The following is a 17,905-nucleotide window of genomic DNA, read 5'->3' as shown; positions in this document are numbered from 1 at the left end:
CAATGCCTAGGGCAAATCACGCCACTGCCTGTCCCCGCCCGCGTGAACCCGACATGAAAGGCAAAGCTGGCTAGAACTCTCGTTTCATCGCGCTGGCGTAAAGACGGCGGAAGGCGGCGGTGGTTTTTGCCTTGTCCAGCTCTTGCACCGCTCGCAGACGGTTCGCCTCGCCGATTGCGCTTCGCAGCTGCTTGTCCTCGGCAAAGCTGCGCAAGTTGGCAGCCAACGTGCTTTGAGCCCCTCTATCGAACAGCCATTCGCGATTGGCTTGCGCGAGCAGATGCTCTGTCTCCCCGTCACGCAACCCCAGCACCGGCACGCCCGCCGCCATGGCTTCGGCCATATGCACCGGAAACACCCGGGCAGGCTCGGTCTGCACGAAGATATCGAAAAGCCCGACGACCCTGCTCGTCTCGCGAGGTATTCCCGGGAAATAGACCCGATCGACCAGTTCCAGCCGGTCGATCTCGGTTTCGACCGCATTGGTACGGATATCTTCACCCAGAACGATCAGCTGCCATTCTGGCGCCATCTCGGCGAAAGCACGCAAGAGCATCATCACGCCCTCTGCCTCCATGCCCTCAGGCCATGCTCCGACCCACATCTCGCCGGCATGCTTGATCAGGCGGAAACCGTCGCGCTTGGGCTTTTTGGCGAAAGCCTTGGTATCGATGCCCGGGCCGATCCGTTTCACCCGGCCCATTGGCTGCTGCCAGTCGACCAGCGCGGCCTCTTCCAGCCGTTCACCCGGCACGACGATACCCGCCGATTTGCCAAGCGCAATGCGCCGATACCACGTCAGCTTCAGGCTGCGCTTTGTATCTGGCTCATCCTCATGATGGATGAGTGCGGGAAGGTTCATCACATCCTTGAACATGGTGTGCGCCATGGCGACATCTAGCGCGTCCGGGCCATGGGTCAAAACCAGGTCGAAGGGGGTCATTGCCCGCGCCAGTTTCTGCATGCGCCCTGGCAGTTTCATGCCGTTGAGAGCAGGGAAGTCATTCGCGGGCTTGATGTAGGAGCTCGCCCGCAATCCTTTCGGCAAGGCCCCGTCGGGAGTGACAAGCGTATGACGCAGCTTGCCGCCGAATGCGCCGATCAATTCGACCGAATGGGCGTTGGGGAGGACGTGAAGCAGATGTGGCGGCAAATCGCCTGTCGGAGCGCTCATCCGACGCTGGCGAGCAGCGCATCAATCGCGCTCCGCACTTCAGGTTCATCGAGAGTAGGGGCGTGGCCGGCATCGGGCACGATCACCGTATCGGCATCAGGTGCGCGGCGCTGCATCTCGGACAGAGTATCCGTACTCAGCAAGGTGGATAATGCGCCGCGAACCAGAACCAGCGGCTTGTCGGCCAGCGCTTCGAAACCCGGCCACAGATCGGGTGGCACGGCATTCTGGTCCGCATCATTGAAGGGATCTGCGATTTTCATGTCGTAATCGAACGCGATGCGGCCGTTGTTGCACAAGGTCATGGTTCTTTTCGCCATGCCCAGCCAGTCGTTCGTATCAAAAGATGGGTGCGATCCCCCATGCACTTCCTCCAGGCACCGGGCCGCGTGCATCCAGGTCGGGAAGCTGCCTCCCTTGCCCAGATAGGTCCGGATACCTTCGATACCCTGCGCATCGACTACCGGGCCGATATCGTTGAGCACCGCACCGGCAATTTTTTCGGGCGCGAACTGGGCCATCAACATGGTCATGATCCCGCCCATCGAAGTCCCGATGGAAATGAATTTGCCCACTTCCTCCTGCGCCAGAAGTGCCGTGACATCCGAGATGTAGTTGGTCACCGCATAGGTTGCGCTATCCTCGGCATAGGCGCTCTGTCCGCGGCCGCGCATGTCAGGCACGATCACCCGGTGTCCTTTGGCCGCGATATGCGGCGCGAGGCTTTCGAAATCGCGGCTGTTCCGGGTAAGCCCATGCAGACAGACGACCGTGGTCTTGCCGCTATCGCCCCCGGGATAGTCACGGAAGTACAGCTCCAGCCCATCGGGGCTCTGCCAGCTGCGTTCGCTATAATCGCTTTCCATGAGCGCTCCGGTAGCGCGGCTTTGCGCAAATTTCGAGAGACGACTTGCATGGAGCCTGTCCGATGCCCATCCCAGTGACATGCCCAGTGCACCCGGCCCAGCCCCCTATCGCCCCGAAACACCCATTTCCCCCCTCGCCGAATGGCTCGCGGATGAAGTCGCCCCGGCTGCGTTCCCGGAGAAGATCCTGCGGTTTCGCAACGACCGCTGGGCGCAGGCGGTCGGATTGGAGCAGCTTTCGGAAGAGGACTGGCTGGGGCACTTCGGGAAGTTTCAGCCACTGGCGGAAAACCTGCCTACGCCCCTCGCCCTGCGCTACCACGGCCACCAGTTTCGCGTGTACAACCCTGATCTTGGCGACGGACGCGGCTTTCTGTTCGCTCAGATGCGCGATGGAGAGAGCCGTCTGCTCGATCTTGGCACCAAGGGCTCGGGGCAGACGCCGTGGAGCCGCGCCGGTGACGGACGATTGACACTGAAAGGCGGCGTGCGGGAAATTCTGGCAACCGAAATGCTGGAAGCGCTCGGCGTCAACACCTCGAAAACTTTCAGCATCGTCGAAACCGGCGAAGAACTGGTGCGCGGAGACGAGCCTTCGCCCACCCGTTCGGCCGTCATGACAAGGCTAAGTCACAGCCACATCCGCATCGGCACTTTCCAGCGCTTGCTCACACTCGAGGACAGCGAGCACATGAAAGCGCTGGTGGATTACTGTCTCACACAGTTTCCAGGCCCGCCGCCGCCTTCTGATGCACCGGGAAGCGAGCAGCCTGCCGTGCAGCTCATGCATTTAGTAGTCGAACGCCTGGCCGATCTTGCTGCCAGTTGGATGGTCGCCGGATTTGTTCACGGCGTCCTCAATACCGACAACATGAACATTTCCGGCGAAAGTTTCGACTACGGGCCCTGGCGCTTCCTGCCCAAATGGGATCCCAAATTCACCGCTGCCTATTTCGATCACGGCGGCCTTTATGCATTTGGCCGCCAGCCCGAAGCGCTACATTGGAATTGCGGCCAGCTTGCCATTGCGCTGCGCCTGATCGCGGACGCGCCGCCACTGATTGCCGCGATGGAGCGGTTTGGTCCGCTCTACATGACTGCAGTGGGCAAACGCTGGTGCTGGCGTCTTGGCGTCGAAAGCCGCGGCGTGGCAGAAGACGGCAGACTGGTAGGAGCCTGCGAAGCGCAATTGTCGGCGAGTGGCGACCAACCTGACGTGTTTTTCCATCGCCATCGCGGCGGCCGCAACGCAGTGGGAGAGCTTGGTGAAATTCTGTCACGCTATCGCGCGGTAGAAAACGATCATCCTTACTGGTCGGAAAGCAGCGCCGAGAGCATGCTGATCGAAGAGGTCGAAACAATCTGGTCTGCCATAGATCAGCGCGACGACTGGCAGCCGCTGCAAGATAAGGTGGACCGCATTCGCAGGATGGGAGATGCGCATGGTCCTGCTCTGGAACCGGCAGGAAATGGCTAGCGTTCGCGATTTGACGGCGCCTTCCCTAAGGCACATAGGCCGTTGCAACTAAGATAACGGGTTCAAGGACAAGGTATTCCAGTGTCAGACATGATGATTTCGACCGAACCGGCAACCGGCAACCAGATCTGGCGCGGCAAGGTCGGCAATGTCGACCGCGCGATGGAACGGGCGCTTTCAGCCAAGACCGGTTGGGCCCGCGAATCCACGGCGAGGCGCATGGAACTTGTCCGCCGGTTCGCCAATGAAGTGCTGAAGCATGCAGATCCGTTCGCTGAATTGATCGCTCGCGAAACCGGCAAGCCTTTGTGGGAAGCGCGCACCGAAGTCGAAGCCGTAAAGAACAAGGTCGAGATTTCGATTACCGCCTTTGCCGAGCGCACCGGCCAGAAAAAACTCGATAGCGCACTTCAGGGAAGCGCCGGTCTGCGCCATAAGCCCCACGGCGTGATGGCCGTCCTCGGCCCGTATAATTTCCCGGCACATCTGCCGAACGGCCACATCGTCCCTGCCCTGATTGCCGGCAATGTCGTCGTCTTCAAACCCAGCGAGAAGACCCCGGCGGTCGGCGAATTCCTGACCAAGCTCTTCCATGAGGCTGGAATTCCGGAGGACGTCGTTCAATGCGTGCATGGCGGAGCCGATATCGGTAAAGCGCTGGTCGCCCATCCGTCGATCGACGGGCTCTTGTTCACCGGATCGGCCCCGGCCGGGATTGCGATCAACAAGAAGCTTGCTGGCGATCCGAGCAAGATCGTTGCGCTAGAGATGGGCGGCAACAATCCCATCGTGATGCTCGAGACTCCCAAGATCGAAGACGCGGCAGTCACCATCATCCAGTCTGCCTTCACAACGGCGGGCCAGCGCTGCACCGCTGCCCGCCGCTTGATCGTGCCGGACAGTTTTTACGATCAGATCGTTCCTGCGGTCAAAACTCTGGCCGAGCGCCTGCTCGTCGACGAGCCTTTCGCCGATCCGCAGCCATTCATGGGCACGGTGATCGACAACCAAGCTGCCGATTTGCTGGTCGAGAGCCGCGAGGCCCTGCTCGAACGCGGCGGCGAGGATATTCTGGCGATGACCCGGCCGAATGCCGATCTTCCTTTCCTCACGCCTGGCATCATCGACGTGACCGCGATTGCCGACCGCCCCGACGTGGAACTGTTCGGCCCCCTTCTGCAGGTTATCAGAGTCGCCGACTTCGATTCCGCAATCGCAGAGGCCAATAGCACCCGTTATGGTCTCTCGGCATCGCTCATCGGTGGTGACCCGATGGATTTCGAGCGTTTCTGGGCAGAAATACGGGCCGGGATCGTCAATTGGAACAAGCCAACCAACGGAGCATCGTCAGCGGCTCCGTTTGGGGGGATCGGCTTGTCGGGCAACCATCGCCCTGCCGCCTTCTATGCAGCGGATTACTGTGCTTATCCTGTCGCAAGCACCGAGACGGACCAGCCACGGGCGAGCATCGGCATTGGCCTGAAAGATACGAGCCAGCCGGTCCGCAAGTCGAAAGATGCCCACAAATAGCCCACGGGAAAGGGCGCCGCCCGCCCCTTTTTGCAAGGGTTCAGACGACGCCCACTGCGACCCGAAGGCCGCCTCCAGGCTGCGGGTGGGCACAGCCTGAAGCTTGTTCAAATCAGCCGCAGCGCGTGCTGGATCTGTCGATTGTGCGGCCAAGCAGGGCGCCGGCTGCGCCGCCAAGGATTGCTCCCAAGGTGCGATCGCCATTTCGGCCCGCAACTTCGTGGCCAATCAGCGCGCCCACCCCTGCTCCGACCAGCAGGCCGGTGGTGCCATCGTCCTTGCGGCAATAATAGCGATCGTCACGCCCGCGCCATATCCGCGTATCGCGGCGAACGGGCTGCCCCCAATTGCGATCATAACCCATGTAATAGGGGCGGCGTTCGCCATAATAACGGTCGCCCCGGTAATCGCGGTTCCGTTTCCACTTTTTGCCGTGCTCATAAACCATATCGCCCGTCGCAATCGAATGAGCCTGCGGAGCGGAGTGAGACGGCACTGCGGCCGCTGCCGGAATACCCAGCGAAAGGCCAGTGGTGGCAATTGCGATTGAAAGTGTCTTGATGAGCTTGGGCATTGGTTAGTCCTTTCGGCCGTGTTCGACTCGTAATTCCCTGTCTGCTGTTCATGATTAGGTTCGATTACCTGAACGGAACGCAACCGATCTGGAAGAATCCAATTTATCGACGAGGCGTGTATCTGACAGGGACAAGATGATGCTTGCCGCGTGAAGGTGGCGGGCCTACGCGGCAGCTATTCATGGAACCGACAACAAAAGAGCATCCCAAGACTGGCCTCGGCGCTGCCGTGGGGGCCTATGTTATATGGGGTTTCCTCCCCCTCTACCTTCTTCTCGTGAAAGAGGTCCCGGCGCTCGAATTCGTTGGTTGGCGAATTATCTGGACGCTTCCGCTTTGCCTCTTGATCGTCTTAGTCCGTAAGCAATTTGCTCAACTTCGCGATGCGCTCAGAAGCCCGAAAACAATGGGATGGCTGCTTCTTTCGGCGACGCTTATCGCGGTCAACTGGGTGGTCTATGTCTGGGCCATCCAGAACGGCAATGTCTATGCAGCAAGCCTTGGGTATTACATAAATCCGCTGGTTAACGTGCTCCTCGGCACGCTCCTTCTCAAGGAAACCCTGTCGCGGATGCAATGGCTGGCTGTGGGACTAGCTGGCGTGGGTGTCTCCTTGCTCCTCGGCGGCGCACTGACCACGCTCTGGATCAGCCTGACCCTGGCGCTGAGCTTCGGATCCTACGGCCTTATTCGCAAGCAGGTGGACGTGGGGGCATTACCCGGCCTCACGATAGAATCGCTGGTTCTGCTGGTTCCTGCTGCCGGCGTGACCTGGTATTATGCCGGTTTGCCGGCAGGCTCCGGCCTTTCCCAGAGCATCGGTCTCAGCCTTGCTATCATGCTTGGCGGAGTATTGACCGCCATTCCGCTTTTGATGTTCGCGATTGCCGCGCGGCGATTGCCGTATTCCACCCTCGGCTTCATCCAGTTCCTCGCACCCAGTATAGTCTTCGTGCTGGGGCTGACTGTCTTCGGAGAAGAACTGAAGACCGCTCAGATTGCCTGCTTTGCCTGCATCTGGGGGGCCGCAGCCATTTTCGTCTGGGACCTGTGGTCGCGCTCCCGCGTCAGGAAACCAGCCGCCATTTAAGTTTTTCGCCAGCATGGAAAGGTACGATGGATGCGTCTCCTCCATCGACTTCTTCAGGCACAGCAACGTCCACCTTTTCCAGCGTAACGCTGCCTTCATTCACGGGCAGTCCGTAAAATTCCGGCCCGTTGAAGCTGGCAAAACTTTCGAACTGCCCCAGCGCGCCCTCTTCATCGAACACCTCAACATAGCTTTCCAAAGCATAGGGCGCATTGAAGATACCCGCGCACCCGCAGTCGCTTTCCTTCGCATGGCGATGATGCGGCGCACTGTCGGTGCCGAGAAAGTATTTTTTCGAGCCCGATGTGGCCGCCCTGCGGAGCGCCAGCCTGTGTTCCTCCCGCTTGGCAACCGGTAGGCAGAACATGTGAGGGCGGATGCCGCCGACGAGTATGGCGTTACGATTGATATGAAGATGCTGGGGAGTGATCGTCGCCCCCACATTCGGCCCGGCACCATCGACGAATTCGACTGCCTGCCTGGTGGTGATGTGCTCGAAGATGACCTTTAGATCGGGGATACGATTGACCAGCGGCGAGAGGATGCGATCGATAAAAACTGCCTCGCGATCGAAAATATCGATATCGGCATGAGTGACTTCGCCATGAACGCAAAGCGGCATGCCGATGGCCGCCATTCGCTCCAGCACGCCTTCGATGTTGGCGATATCCGTCACCCCGTGAGAGGAATTGGTGGTCGCGCCTGCCGGATAGAGCTTTGCCGCCGTGAGGACGCCATCGGCAAAGCCTGCAGCCAGGTCGTCTGCATCGGTCTGGTCGGTGAGGTAGGCAGTCATCAACGGTGTGAAGTCGTTGCCCTCTGGGACCGCCTCGAGCAGCCGCTCGCGATAAGCCCTCGCCAAAGCGGTCGTGGTCACCGGAGGTGAGAGATTGGGCATGACGATCGCTCGAGCGAATTGGCGCGCAGTATGAGGGACCACGGCCCGCATCGTAGCTCCATCGCGAAAATGGAGGTGCCAGTCGTCTGGTCGGCGGATGGTGAGTGAGTCGGCGGGATTGGTCATGATGGTTGCCTATGGCCGCAGGGGGCCTATCTGTCACCCATGACAGCAACACGCCTGATGAACCGCGCCGTGATCCGTGTCAGCCCGCAGGATGATGGCGAGGATGTCCCAGCTTTCCTCCAGGGACTGCTGACGAATGACGTAACGAAACAACTGCCTGTCTACGCCGGGCTCCTGACCCCTCAGGGCAAAGCCATGTTCGACATGCTGGTGTGGCCGGCTGCCGGTGGCACGCTGTTGCTCGACTGCGAAGCCGAACATGCAGAAGAACTTGCCAAAAGGCTTTCTCTCTACAGGCTGCGGCGCAAGATCGATATTGAGGTCGACGAAACAGTCGCAGTTCACTGGGAAGAGCACGTCGGTGATGGAGGCGCGCCCGACCCGCGGCTCGCATCGCTCGGTCAGCGATGGATCGCTCCTTCGACCGACAACGATGCCGCAGCCGATGAACGCTATCGCGCCCATCGGCTTTCGCTCGGAGTACCAGAGGGACGCGATGAACTGGCCGACATTCTTTGGTTGGAAACCAACGCGGTGGAACTCAACGGCGTCGCTTTCGACAAAGGCTGCTACATCGGGCAGGAAAACACTGCGCGTATGAACTGGCGCAGCAAGGTCAATCGGCGCTTGCTGGTGGTCCCGCTCGATCGGTCGGACGAAAAACGCCGCAAAGTCTCTTATGAGGACCTCGATCTCGCCGTAGACCACGTGAGAGTTGCTGACATAGAACGTAACGCAGCGCCCGAATGGATGGCGTCATCTCTCACCGAGTGACTTGCGCCGGTCGCTTTCAGGTCTGAGTTTCCAGAGCGCCTGTCAGCATTCTTTCGGCCCGATCGCGGGCTGCGGTATCCGGAAGCCCTAGCGACCGGGAAAGAGCAGTTCCGATAAGCGCATCGCCAAGCGCCATCAGGACAAGGCCGAGTGTCTCCTCGTGAACCTGCAAAGGCTGCGCCAGATGCAGCGCCTCTTCCGGTGCGATTTCGTCCACTAACTGATGAATGGTTTCGACAATCGGTGTAAGCGCATCCTCGTTCCCGGTCAGGATCATCCAACTGGCAAGCGCTCCGGCACCTTCTTTGTCGAAAGCATCGAATGCGAGATCGACTACCTCGCGCGGCCGACCGAGGCCGGCCCTGCTTGCGCGTACGGCGTCGGCGATTGTCGAGCACACCGTTTCCGCCAGATGGCGCGCAAGTTCTTTCTGCAATCCGGCCGCGGACCCGAAATGATGAAGCAGATTGGCGTGTGTCCGCCCGATCCGCGACGCGACGGCCTTAAGCGTAACAGATTGCGGACCCATCTCGATCAGAAGCAGCCGAGCCGCCTCTAGGGCCGCCAGACGGGATTCCTCCGGGGAAAGACGCTTGCGAGTAGCCATTGCCCAAAGCGTTATCGCATCATTTGCCTTTCGCAACCCCGGAGGGGCCACTTATTGACATTAATGTCAGTAAGTCCTAATTTACATTGCTGTAAGTGATGATGGAGATTGCCTTGAACGCACTGGCATCCAAACAAGCAAATCCTTCCGCTCCGACCCCCGCCGATCTGACGATCACGGTGCGTGACGAGCGCTTCAACCGTGCTGCCGCGCCTCGGCGCTGGTGGGCTGGAGACCCGTTCGGAACAGCTTGGCACAATGCGCTGTCGGCGACCTTTCCGCGCGGTGAAGCTTTCTTCATCGAAGCAGTAAAGGCCCACCGCGAAGGTGCCGATCCTCGGCTAGAAGCCGAAATCCGAGCGTTCGTACGGCAGGAAATCAACCATACTCGCGAGCACATCGCCTTCAATCGCCTAGCCGCAGACCACGGCTACGACATCAAGGCGATCGACAAGCGAGTAGAAGAGCTGCTGGCGATGACGAAGGAGAGGCCGGTAATCTTCAACCTCGCCACGACCATGGCGCTCGAACACTATACTGCGATGATGGCCGCAGAATTTCTCGCCAACCCAGCCCATTTCGATAACGCCGATCCGGAAGTTCGCGCGATGTGGGAATGGCACGCCGTGGAAGAAATCGAACACAAGGGCGTGGCATACGATACGTGGAACCACGCGACCAAGGACTGGTCCAAGGCGAAGCGATATAAACTGCGCACGATCATGATGCTGCTGGTCACGTTTCATTTCTTCCGTAACCGCTGGACCGATTCGCTCGAATTGCTCGCGCAGGACGGGATTACGGGATGGAAGGCCAAGTGGGGTATGTTCAAATACCTCGCAATCTCGCCCGGGGTAGTACGCCGCATCGTTCCGGCATGGCTCGCCTATTTCAAGCCAGGTTTCCATCCTTGGGATCACGACGATCGCGCGCTGATCGGCAAGTATGAGGGCGAATTTCAGGCGGCGCTCAGCCCCGCTGAATAAGCTAGGCTCCTCAGATACCAACAAGGCCCCCGGAACACGAAATCCGGGGGCCTTTTTGGTTAGAAATCAGGCTGCTTGTAAGCTCGGCCCATCATCGGCGGCCAGATCGAGCAAATAGGTTACGCATTCCGCTTCCTCGCCGCGGCCGCAACTGTGGCGCTTAACTGTTTTGCCGGTCGGCCGAAATCCAAGCTTTCGGAGCACTTTGCCCGAAGCCGGATTGTCAACGAAATGTCCCGCCTGAACACGCTCGTAGCCAAGAAGCCTGGCGACTTCGAGCACGCCCCGAGCAGCTTCTGTCGCGTAGCCCCGCCCCCAGTAAGGACGTGCAATCCAGTAACCCAGTTCGACTCCGCCATCCAAGTCGCCAAGGCCGGCGCCGCCGATAATGCTCGACCCATCGCTGCCGGGAAGCGTCAGCAAAAAGCTGGGCGTCATAGGATTTTTTTCCATTGCCACGAATTGCCGGGCATGTTCCGGAAGATAGGGCCACGGCGCCCGTGCGAGATTGCGGACGACGCCTCGATCGGCGATTCCCCCAAACAAGGCTTCTGCATCTTCAGGCCAGGCAGGCCGCAGCAGCAGCCTCTTCGTAACATGGAACATCGGTATTCTCCCGGTTCATCCACGCTCCGGGCTCCTAGGCCGGACACGTGACAATTGCGTGGCGGCGAAACGCAATTTCGCCTGCGATGATGAAGAGGGAGAAACGACAAGAGGGAGACGGGTCGGCCCCATCTCCCTCTTCGTCTGCCGGATCGTTAAACCGGCTGGGACCGTCCCGTGTGAACGATCCCGTTATCGGAACGTCCGGTTATTCGGCTGCTTCCGCCATTTGGTCGACGGACACGTATTTGCGGCCGAGTTTGCCCGAGTGGAATCGGACGACACCGTCGGTAAGCGCAAACAGCGTGTGGTCCTTGCCCATGCCGACATTGACGGCGGGGTAGAACTTGGTGCCGCGCTGACGCACGATAATGTTGCCGGCCACGACGTTCTCGCTGCCGAACTTCTTCACGCCAAGACGACGACCGGCCGAATCACGACCGTTACGCGACGAACCGCCTGCTTTTTTATGTGCCATGGTCCGGGCTCCTTACTTCTTGGCTTCGGTCTTCTTGGCATCTGCCTTCTTGGCAGGAGCCTTCTTGGGAGCCGCATCCTTCTTGGGAGCGGCCTTTTTCGCTTCAGCCTTCGGAGTTTCGTCGGCCTTGGCTGCTTCCTTCTTGGGAGCCGCCTTCTTTTCAGCCTTCGAATCACCGACCGCAGTGATGCGCAGAAGCGTCATCTGCTGACGGTGGCCGTTCTTGCGACGATAATTGTGACGGCGACGCTTCTTGAAGACGAGGACCTTTTCGCTCTTCGCCTGCGCGATGATCTCTGCCGAAACGACGGTCTTCGCCGCATCGGCAAGCTTGTCGCCTTCGCCAGCGAGCAGAACGTCGCCCAGCGTGATGGTTTCGCCGGCTTCGCCAGCCAGCTTTTCAACTGCGATCTTGTCTCCGGCGGCAACTCGGTATTGTTTGCCGCCCGTGCGCACTACTGCGAACATGGTACGTGTCTCTCGTTCAAATTGCTGTGCCGCATCCTTGCGAATCTACGGCGCGCCCGTCGACCCACTGATTAGTAGGCCCGGAAAGAAGCGTGCCGTTAAGCGAAAGGCTGGCCCAAGTCAACGCTGGAGCATTGCCTTTTTTGCCTTTCACTCTGGCACCCTGCCTGACGCATGCTATGTGGCGCCCATGCCGCAATATGCAACTGCCGCCCCACTCACTATCCTCATTTTCCTGCTTGGCGCCTGTGCGACGGCAGAAAGCGATTACCCTTCTCTCGCCATCCGAGACGTCGAGCGCGCAGAGGGACAGTTCGATACCGGAGAGCCGGCCCGGATCGACGTGCCACCTGTCGAAGTCGATCTGACGGGAGGTCTTGCCGCCCGCCTTCAATCGCTTCTTGCAGCGGCTGAAGAGGCACATGGCGATTTTCTTGCCGTCCGCCCCCGCGCGGCGCGAATCGTGTCGTCCGCGAGAGGAAGCGCTGTCGACAGCGACAATTGGGCAGCGGCGCAGGTGGTGCTGGCCGAGCTCGATTCGGCACGCAGCCGCGCAGCTGTTCCGCTGGGCGAGCTTGATGCGCTCTACGCTTCAGCCACGGTCGCCGCAGAAGACACGGCCGCAATAGAGACCGCGCGTGGCCGCGTGATCGATCTTGTCGCCGAAGAAGATGCGATTCTCGAAGACTTGCGCGCCCGCGTCCGATGAGCCTCGCCTGCGCCACCTGTCCGGTGCGTGATCGCGCCGCCTGCGCCGTGTTGAGCGAGGATGAGAGAGATGAGCTTGCCAAGGCTGGCCGGATCAGAACTCTCGAAGCGGGCGAAACGCTGTTTGCAGCCGGAACCGATGAACTGGCTTGTGCCACGCTGAAAAGCGGTGCGCTGAAAATCACGTCTACGAGCGCAGACGGGCGCGAACGCATTCTCTCGCTCGTCCACCCCAGCGGCTTCGTCGGCGAAATGTTTGGGCCTTATGTACATCACGACGTGGTGGCGCTGGCGGAGAGTGAACTCTGCGTCTTTGCTGGCCCCGCCTTTTCGCAGGCTATCGAACGCTATCCGCGACTCGGTCACGCCCTGCTGCGGCGTACTCAGGAAGACTTGTTCGCCAGCCGCGAACTACTTTCCCTGACCGGAAATGCGTCGGCGGGTGAACGTGTTGCGGGTACGCTCCTCTCGATGGCCCGTGCCGCCAGCGATTCCCCATGCCATCCCGCGACCTATTTCGAGCTGCCCTTATCACGGGGCGAACTGGCGGACATGCTTGGGCTCACCATAGAAACGGTGAGCCGCATGTTGACACGCTTCGAGCGAGCCGGAGCTATCCGCAAGGTGAAGAAACGCGGGATCGAACTGGTCGACCCCGCGCTCCTCCCTCTCCCCTGAAGGCCCTCAGCGCACAGCAGATGCGATAAGGACGGTCGAAACTCCCCAACAGAAGATGATGATCGGCAAGATCAGCATCTGGACGCTCGCATCCCGAGCCGAGAGGCGGCCCGTCAGGGTGGCGATGCCTTCACGCCGAAGCTTCGCAAAATTCATCTGCTTCGATTTCGTGGGCGGACCCACCTTGGCCCAAAGCGCCGGAACGCCGAAGCCAGCGACGATGAATATTACAAAGATCGCCATGGGAATGACGAGGCCCGGCGTAGACAGCCCGCTCGCCATCACCAGCAGGAAACCAAGATAGAGCGAAACGGTCACCGCATAGAGCCCCTTGGGCAATTCGAAGCTCCGGTCCACCTCGTGACGCGGCTTGGGCTCGGCAACGATCAGCGCCTGCTGCTCGACGAGTTCGCGGGTAAAATGCTTGGACATTTCAGGTCTCCTTTGTGGAGACCTCTATGCAAGCCTTAGGGAGCAGCTTCCTTGATCGAGATCAAAACAGCGCGACTATCTCCGCTCCCATCTTTGCCTGTCCTGGTGATCGGCCTCGCGCGGTTCGATCCAGTGCCAGCCGTCGGCCCGCCGCTCGCGTTTCCAGAACCAGGCCGCGGACTTGAGATGATCCATCACAAAATCGGCAGCATCGAATGCGTTTCGGCGATGCGGTGCTGCGGCAGCGACGAGGACGATCGCATCTCCCGGAACCATCACACCGATCCGGTGCCAAGCCAGGATACCGTGGAGTGCGAATCGCTCGAGTGCAGAGCGGGCAAGATCGTCCATTCCCGATTTGGTTAGCGGCTCGTAATGCGTAAGCTCCAGCGCCCGAACGTCATCGCCGGGTCGCACTTTACCCAAAAACGACACGATGCCCCCGGCTTCAGGATAGGCAGCGCTGAATGCCGCCGACGCTTCGCCGACCGACATGCCCTTGGCGAGAACCCTCACATCGAGGGGCGTGGATAAAGTCAGCCTAGCCACCGCTAACCGGCGGCAACAAAGCAATTTCATCACCGTCCTTGGCCTGAAGACTTTTCTTGTCGGCCAGCACACTTCCCCCGCACGCCACGTTAACCCGGTCGGCCTGAATTTCTCGCGCGATGTCCGGCCCCACGGCTCTCAGCAAACCGGCCCAATCGAGCGGACCTGCAACCTCAAGCTCCTGCCCGTTCGCGAGATCCGCCAAGGGGCCAAGGAAAACTACCGTCACGCTCATACGGAAGTCTCGAGATATTGGCCCGTCACAGCGTGAGCCGATTCAAGATACTCGACAACCGCTTTCGCTTGGGCCCCGCTTCCGGCTACCATATTCACGCGATGCGGCGTGTGTTTGCGCGCCAGCATGGCGACTGCTGCCTTGCGCCATTCTTCATGAGTATGGTCGGCCGAGGGAACGCAAATCGTGACGCTGCTGCCTTCGCCTAGGGACCGCTCGATCGCGGCGAGCCAGCTATTGTGAAAAATTCCCGCCGCCTGAAGCGGGTCGTCCGGCAAACCCTCGACCGCAATCTGCTGCATCAGGAGCGCTCGCGATGAAGCGTGATACCGATCTTCTCGCCCGCTTCGGCAATGGCCAGCTTTACGATTTTCACGGTCACCGCTTCTATACGTTTGTCCTGAAGGAACAGCGTTTCGCAGACATGATCGGCGACGGCCTCGATCAGCTTGAAGTGCACACCTTCCGGCAGCGCATCCGAGGCGGCAAATTTCAGGTCCATATAATTCTTCGAGTCGTCCAGCGACGTATCGGGATCATAGTGCCGCAGGGGCTTCATCCGCACCTGGATCGTGAAGCGAAGCGGTTGGGGCTTGCCAGTTTCCTCGGAATAGATGCCGGTGAGGACATCATGTTCGAAATCGGCAACTTCGAGGATCAGCGAATCGTTCATGGTTCGGGTCTTAGCGCGGATTGGACCAGCGAGCGAAGATGGCAGTCGGCAGTAAGCGCCCGCCTTCTTCCTGAACCGCAAGGTCGCCATGTTCGATCTTGCCGGGCAGACCGGCGAATACCTCCTTCAGGAGCCCGCCAAGCGCCAGGCTGCTCATGCGTACCGCGTATACTGTGAGGAAAAGGAAGCTGCTGTCGGAATCGAGCAACTGGCGGCAGTCTGAGACCAGATCGGGCAGGCCCTGCTCGAGCCGCCAGACTTCGCCATCGGGCCCGCGACCGAACTTCGGCGGATCCAGGATGATGCCATCGTACCGCCGGGCGCGGCGAACCTCGCGCGCGGTGTATTTCATCGCATCTTCCACGAGCCAGCGCACCGGGCGATCGTCGAGCCCTGCCAGGGCTGCGTTCTCACGAGCTTGGGCGACCGACTTCTTGCTGGCATCGACATGGGTGACCCGGCCATGGCGGCTCAGAGCCTGGGTCCCGACTCCGGTGTAGCCGAAAAGGTTCATGGTTTCCGCATCGGTTCGGCCCTCAAGCTGCTCGCCCATCCAGGTCCAGACCGGTGCCATGTCGGGAAAGAAGCCCAAATGGCGGAAGGGGGTACATTGCGCCGTGAAGCGGACATCGTCCCCCCACCCCAATTCCCAGCCATCTTGCGGCACGTCCTTGGAAAACTGCCAGCGTCCGCCGCCATCCTCGTCGCTGCCGGGCACGAATTCGCCATGAGCATCCCACTCGTCGAGCCGCGGCGTCCACATCGCCTGCGGTTCAGGACGGACAAAGCGGTAATCGCCATAGGCTTCGAACTTGCGCCCATGCCCGCTATCGAGGAGTCGATAGCTGTTCCATCCCTCACCCACCATCAGCACCGGCTCACGCTGCAAATCGGCCATCAGGCGGCATTCCCGAGAATGTGGTCACGCACCGCATCGTAGGTGCCCGGCAGTTCGACGTAGCTTTCCTCGCGCGCGAAGAGATCGCCAATTCTCGCAGGCAGGCCGGGCCGGATACCGGTTGCGCGCTCGACAGCATCGGGGAACTTGGCAGGGTGTGCAGTCGCCAGGGTTACCACTGGTATCGAAGGATCGAAATCAGCCTGCCTCGCCGCGTGGAGACCGATGGCCGTATGCGGATCAAGAAGCTCGCCGCAATGTTCGCAGGCCCAGCGCATCGCCTGAAGCGTGTCGTCCTCATCGGCCCGCGCGCTTGAGAACAGGGCCGAAGCGCCTCGTGTCTGCAAATCGGTCAGGCGCATAGCCCGCTCCGTGTCGAAGCCGCGCATCTGCTGCGCCATCGCCGCCCCGTCGCGGCCGCCCACGTCGAACAGCAGGCGCTCGAAATTGGAGCTGACCTGAATGTCCATGCTCGGCGATGCGGTAGGTGTGACGGATCCTGCCGAATAATCGCCCTCACTGAGCGCGCGGTGAAGGATATCGTTGACATTGGTGGCCACGATCAGCCGTTCGATCGGCAGGCCCATTCGCGCTGCCACATGACCTGCGAAGACGTCGCCGAAATTGCCCGTCGGCACGCTGAAGGCGAGCTTGCGTTCCGGCCCGCCCAGCTGAAGCGAGGCCGCAAAATAATAGACCACTTGCGCCATAAGCCGCGCCCAGTTGATCGAGTTGACCGCGCCGATGCGGTGTTTTGCAGTCACTTCCTTGTCGGCGAAGATGCGCTTCACCATCGCCTGCGCATCGTCGAACGAGCCGTCGATAGCGATATTGTGGACATTGGGCGCGCGCACCGTGGTCATTTGGCGGCGCTGAACATCGCTCACCCGCCCCTTGGGGTGAAGCATGAATATCTCGACGTTATCGAGACCGGCCACGGCATCGATCGCCGCACTGCCCGTATCGCCGCTGGTTGCCCCCACAATGGTGAGGCTGCCTTCCTCGCGGCCGAGAAATTCCTCGAATAGTAGGCCCAGCATCTGCAACGCCACGTCCTTGAACGCCAATGTCGGCCCATGGAACAACTCGAGAACCCAATGCTGCTCATCTAACTGCACGAGCGGAGTGACCGCCTTATGCGCGAAACGGCCATAGGCCATTGCGGTCAGTTCACGCAGACGCTCTGGCGTCAGGCAGTCGCCGACGAAGGGCTCCATCACCCTCGCCGCAAGCTCCGCATAGGGCAAACCCCGCATTGCGGCGATTTCATCGGCAGAGAATTGCGGCCAGCTTGCGGGCACATAGAGCCCACCATCGCTGGCCAGTCCGGCCAGCGTAACTTCGGCGAAATCGAGGCTGGGAGCCTCGCCACGGGTGGAGACGTATTTCATTGCGCGGATGCGGTTAGCCGCGCTGGCCCACGCGGGCAAGCAAGCCGCTCTTTAATCGTCCCTAGCGCGCGTGCCGCCGCCCTGCGTTCTGCGTCGCAAGGCTAGGATGTAAATTACCAGCGCGGTGAGCGCGAAAAAAAACCATTGCCCAGCATAGGCGAGATGATTGTTGGGAATGTCAGCGGGGTCTGGTCGAGCCAAGGGCTCGAGCCCATCGGCCGCAGTGTTGGCAACAAGTCGTGCCTCAGTTCCCGCCGGACCTACAATTCCTTGGACTGTCCCGCCGCTCCACTCGACAACCTGGGGCGTTGGCGTCCATCCGAACGCGACTTCCGCTTCTCCGCCGCCGCCAAGCCGGCACCGCGCCATCTGTGCAATCCCGCTTCGCCCTGCCTCATTACGGCCGGGCGTTGTCCGCTGCGAGAGAACCTCGGCGCAGGTGACGCTACTGCGGCGATAAAGCGCATTGTCGATATCTTCGCCCTTACGCGGGAAAGAAACCGGAGGATCCAAAGTCTGCGCCTGAGCAAACCGGGCCAGCATAGCCTCTTTCTCGTCCATCCGCGTCAATTGCCAGAAGCCGAGCGCAATCATTACGGCAATCGCGGCGCCGACCATGATGGTGGGAATTATGGGAAGACGATTGGCCATTGGTTCCAAACCGAAAGGGGCAGCCACGGGTATAC

Annotated in this window: 23 protein-coding genes; 7 read left to right on the top strand and 16 right to left on the bottom strand. The window is 60.3% G+C overall.

What is annotated here, in order from left to right:
* Nucleotides 1-70: 70 nt before the first annotated feature.
* Both ACI2I1_RS07485 and ACI2I1_RS07480 read right to left on the bottom strand, forming a co-directional pair.
* On the bottom strand, nt 71-1,174 hold the full coding sequence (locus ACI2I1_RS07485; protein ID WP_404678604.1) for a glycosyltransferase family 4 protein: 1,104 nt from the start codon (nt 1,172-1,174) through the stop codon (nt 71-73).
* Nucleotides 1,171-2,040, bottom strand: coding sequence for an alpha/beta fold hydrolase (locus ACI2I1_RS07480; protein WP_404678603.1), 870 nt, complete (start codon nt 2,038-2,040; stop codon nt 1,171-1,173). The genes ACI2I1_RS07485 and ACI2I1_RS07480 overlap by 4 nt, the downstream gene beginning before the upstream one ends.
* Nucleotides 2,041-2,119: 79 nt before the next feature.
* On the opposite strand from ACI2I1_RS07480, the gene ACI2I1_RS07475 reads away from it, so the two are divergent.
* Complete coding sequence (locus ACI2I1_RS07475) at nt 2,120-3,517, top strand: protein adenylyltransferase SelO family protein (RefSeq protein ID WP_404678602.1); 1,398 nt, start codon at nt 2,120-2,122, stop codon at nt 3,515-3,517.
* Nucleotides 3,518-3,598: 81 nt separating this feature from the next.
* Nucleotides 3,599-5,047, top strand: coding sequence for a succinylglutamate-semialdehyde dehydrogenase (astD, locus tag ACI2I1_RS07470; RefSeq protein WP_404678601.1), 1,449 nt, complete (start codon nt 3,599-3,601; stop codon nt 5,045-5,047).
* A 112-nt stretch (nt 5,048-5,159) separates the two neighbouring features.
* Here astD and ACI2I1_RS07465 read toward each other — a convergent pair whose 3' ends face one another.
* A complete protein-coding gene (locus tag ACI2I1_RS07465; protein WP_404678600.1) occupies nt 5,160-5,621 on the bottom strand; it encodes a glycine zipper 2TM domain-containing protein in 462 nt (153 codons plus the stop codon).
* 182 nt (nt 5,622-5,803) lie between these two features.
* On the opposite strand from ACI2I1_RS07465, the gene rarD reads away from it, so the two are divergent.
* Nucleotides 5,804-6,712: an EamA family transporter RarD gene (gene rarD / locus ACI2I1_RS07460; protein WP_404678599.1), complete on the top strand. Its 909-nt coding sequence runs from the start codon at nt 5,804-5,806 to the stop codon at nt 6,710-6,712.
* Here rarD and pyrC read toward each other — a convergent pair.
* Entirely contained in the window at nt 6,690-7,736 is a 1,047-nt protein-coding gene (pyrC, locus tag ACI2I1_RS07455; protein WP_404678598.1) for a dihydroorotase, read from the bottom strand. The genes rarD and pyrC overlap by 23 nt on opposite strands.
* A 39-nt stretch (nt 7,737-7,775) precedes the next feature.
* Here pyrC and ACI2I1_RS07450 point away from each other — a divergent pair, with 39 nt between their 5' ends.
* Nucleotides 7,776-8,510 carry a YgfZ/GcvT domain-containing protein gene (locus ACI2I1_RS07450; protein ID WP_404678597.1) on the top strand — a complete coding sequence of 245 codons (735 nt, stop codon included), beginning with the start codon at nt 7,776-7,778 and terminating at the stop codon, nt 8,508-8,510.
* A 16-nt stretch (nt 8,511-8,526) separates the two neighbouring features.
* On the opposite strand, the gene ACI2I1_RS07445 is transcribed toward ACI2I1_RS07450, so the two are convergent.
* Nucleotides 8,527-9,117 (bottom strand): TetR family transcriptional regulator, encoded by a 591-nt coding sequence (locus ACI2I1_RS07445; RefSeq protein ID WP_221541970.1) that lies wholly within the window; start codon nt 9,115-9,117, stop codon nt 8,527-8,529.
* Between the two features lie 113 nt (nt 9,118-9,230).
* On the opposite strand from ACI2I1_RS07445, the gene ACI2I1_RS07440 reads away from it, so the two are divergent.
* The gene (locus ACI2I1_RS07440) at nt 9,231-10,103 is read left to right on the top strand and encodes a metal-dependent hydrolase (RefSeq protein ID WP_404678596.1); all 873 of its coding nucleotides are present in this window, start codon (nt 9,231-9,233) and stop codon (nt 10,101-10,103) included.
* A gap of 66 nt (nt 10,104-10,169) precedes the next feature.
* On the opposite strand, the gene ACI2I1_RS07435 is transcribed toward ACI2I1_RS07440, so the two are convergent.
* The 3 genes from ACI2I1_RS07435 to rplU form a co-directional block, all read right to left on the bottom strand.
* Nucleotides 10,170-10,709 (bottom strand): GNAT family N-acetyltransferase, encoded by a 540-nt coding sequence (locus tag ACI2I1_RS07435; protein WP_404678595.1) that lies wholly within the window; start codon nt 10,707-10,709, stop codon nt 10,170-10,172.
* A 208-nt stretch (nt 10,710-10,917) separates the two neighbouring features.
* Nucleotides 10,918-11,187: a 50S ribosomal protein L27 gene (rpmA, locus tag ACI2I1_RS07430; RefSeq protein WP_006833595.1), complete on the bottom strand. Its 270-nt coding sequence runs from the start codon at nt 11,185-11,187 to the stop codon at nt 10,918-10,920.
* A 12-nt stretch (nt 11,188-11,199) separates the two neighbouring features.
* Nucleotides 11,200-11,655 carry a 50S ribosomal protein L21 gene (gene rplU / locus ACI2I1_RS07425; protein ID WP_221541972.1) on the bottom strand — a complete coding sequence of 152 codons (456 nt, stop codon included), beginning with the start codon at nt 11,653-11,655 and terminating at the stop codon, nt 11,200-11,202.
* Nucleotides 11,656-11,836: 181 nt separating this feature from the next.
* Between rplU and ACI2I1_RS07420 the strand changes: the two genes are divergently transcribed.
* Together ACI2I1_RS07420 and ACI2I1_RS07415 are read left to right on the top strand one after the other, a co-directional pair.
* A complete protein-coding gene (locus tag ACI2I1_RS07420) occupies nt 11,837-12,364 on the top strand; it encodes a hypothetical protein (RefSeq protein WP_404678594.1) in 528 nt (175 codons plus the stop codon).
* Entirely contained in the window at nt 12,361-13,041 is a 681-nt protein-coding gene (locus tag ACI2I1_RS07415) for a Crp/Fnr family transcriptional regulator (protein WP_404678593.1), read from the top strand. Before ACI2I1_RS07420 ends, ACI2I1_RS07415 begins: the two co-directional genes overlap by 4 nt.
* Nucleotides 13,042-13,047: 6 nt before the next feature.
* Here the strand turns inward: ACI2I1_RS07415 and ACI2I1_RS07410 are convergent, their stop codons facing one another.
* From ACI2I1_RS07410 to ACI2I1_RS07375, 8 genes are all read right to left on the bottom strand, one after another.
* Nucleotides 13,048-13,473 carry a hypothetical protein gene (locus ACI2I1_RS07410; protein WP_404678592.1) on the bottom strand — a complete coding sequence of 142 codons (426 nt, stop codon included), beginning with the start codon at nt 13,471-13,473 and terminating at the stop codon, nt 13,048-13,050.
* A gap of 75 nt (nt 13,474-13,548) precedes the next feature.
* Entirely contained in the window at nt 13,549-14,022 is a 474-nt protein-coding gene (locus tag ACI2I1_RS07405) for a molybdenum cofactor biosynthesis protein MoaE (protein WP_404678591.1), read from the bottom strand.
* A complete protein-coding gene (locus ACI2I1_RS07400) occupies nt 14,015-14,257 on the bottom strand; it encodes a MoaD/ThiS family protein (protein ID WP_404678590.1) in 243 nt (80 codons plus the stop codon). The genes ACI2I1_RS07405 and ACI2I1_RS07400 overlap by 8 nt, the downstream gene beginning before the upstream one ends.
* Nucleotides 14,254-14,559: a Rossmann fold domain-containing protein gene (locus tag ACI2I1_RS07395; protein ID WP_404678589.1), complete on the bottom strand. Its 306-nt coding sequence runs from the start codon at nt 14,557-14,559 to the stop codon at nt 14,254-14,256. The genes ACI2I1_RS07400 and ACI2I1_RS07395 overlap by 4 nt, the downstream gene beginning before the upstream one ends.
* Nucleotides 14,559-14,930 (bottom strand): dihydroneopterin aldolase, encoded by a 372-nt coding sequence (locus ACI2I1_RS07390; RefSeq protein WP_404678588.1) that lies wholly within the window; start codon nt 14,928-14,930, stop codon nt 14,559-14,561. The genes ACI2I1_RS07395 and ACI2I1_RS07390 overlap by 1 nt, the downstream gene beginning before the upstream one ends.
* A gap of 10 nt (nt 14,931-14,940) precedes the next feature.
* On the bottom strand, nt 14,941-15,828 hold the full coding sequence (locus ACI2I1_RS07385; protein WP_404678587.1) for a class I SAM-dependent methyltransferase: 888 nt from the start codon (nt 15,826-15,828) through the stop codon (nt 14,941-14,943).
* Nucleotides 15,828-17,219, bottom strand: coding sequence for a threonine synthase (thrC, locus tag ACI2I1_RS07380; RefSeq protein ID WP_404679151.1), 1,392 nt, complete (start codon nt 17,217-17,219; stop codon nt 15,828-15,830). Before thrC ends, ACI2I1_RS07385 begins: the two co-directional genes overlap by 1 nt.
* Before the next feature lie 51 nt (nt 17,220-17,270).
* Nucleotides 17,271-17,870, bottom strand: a complete 600-nt coding sequence (locus tag ACI2I1_RS07375; protein WP_404678586.1) for an SURF1 family protein — start codon at nt 17,868-17,870, stop codon at nt 17,271-17,273.
* Nucleotides 17,871-17,905: the final 35 nt, after the last annotated feature.

This window comes from Qipengyuania sp. NPDC077563 (assembly GCF_044901345.1).
GTDB lineage: Bacteria > Pseudomonadota > Alphaproteobacteria > Sphingomonadales > Sphingomonadaceae > Qipengyuania > Qipengyuania aestuarii.
Note: the sequence above shows the minus strand (reverse complement) of the source record. Positions and strands in the feature narration are given on the sequence as shown.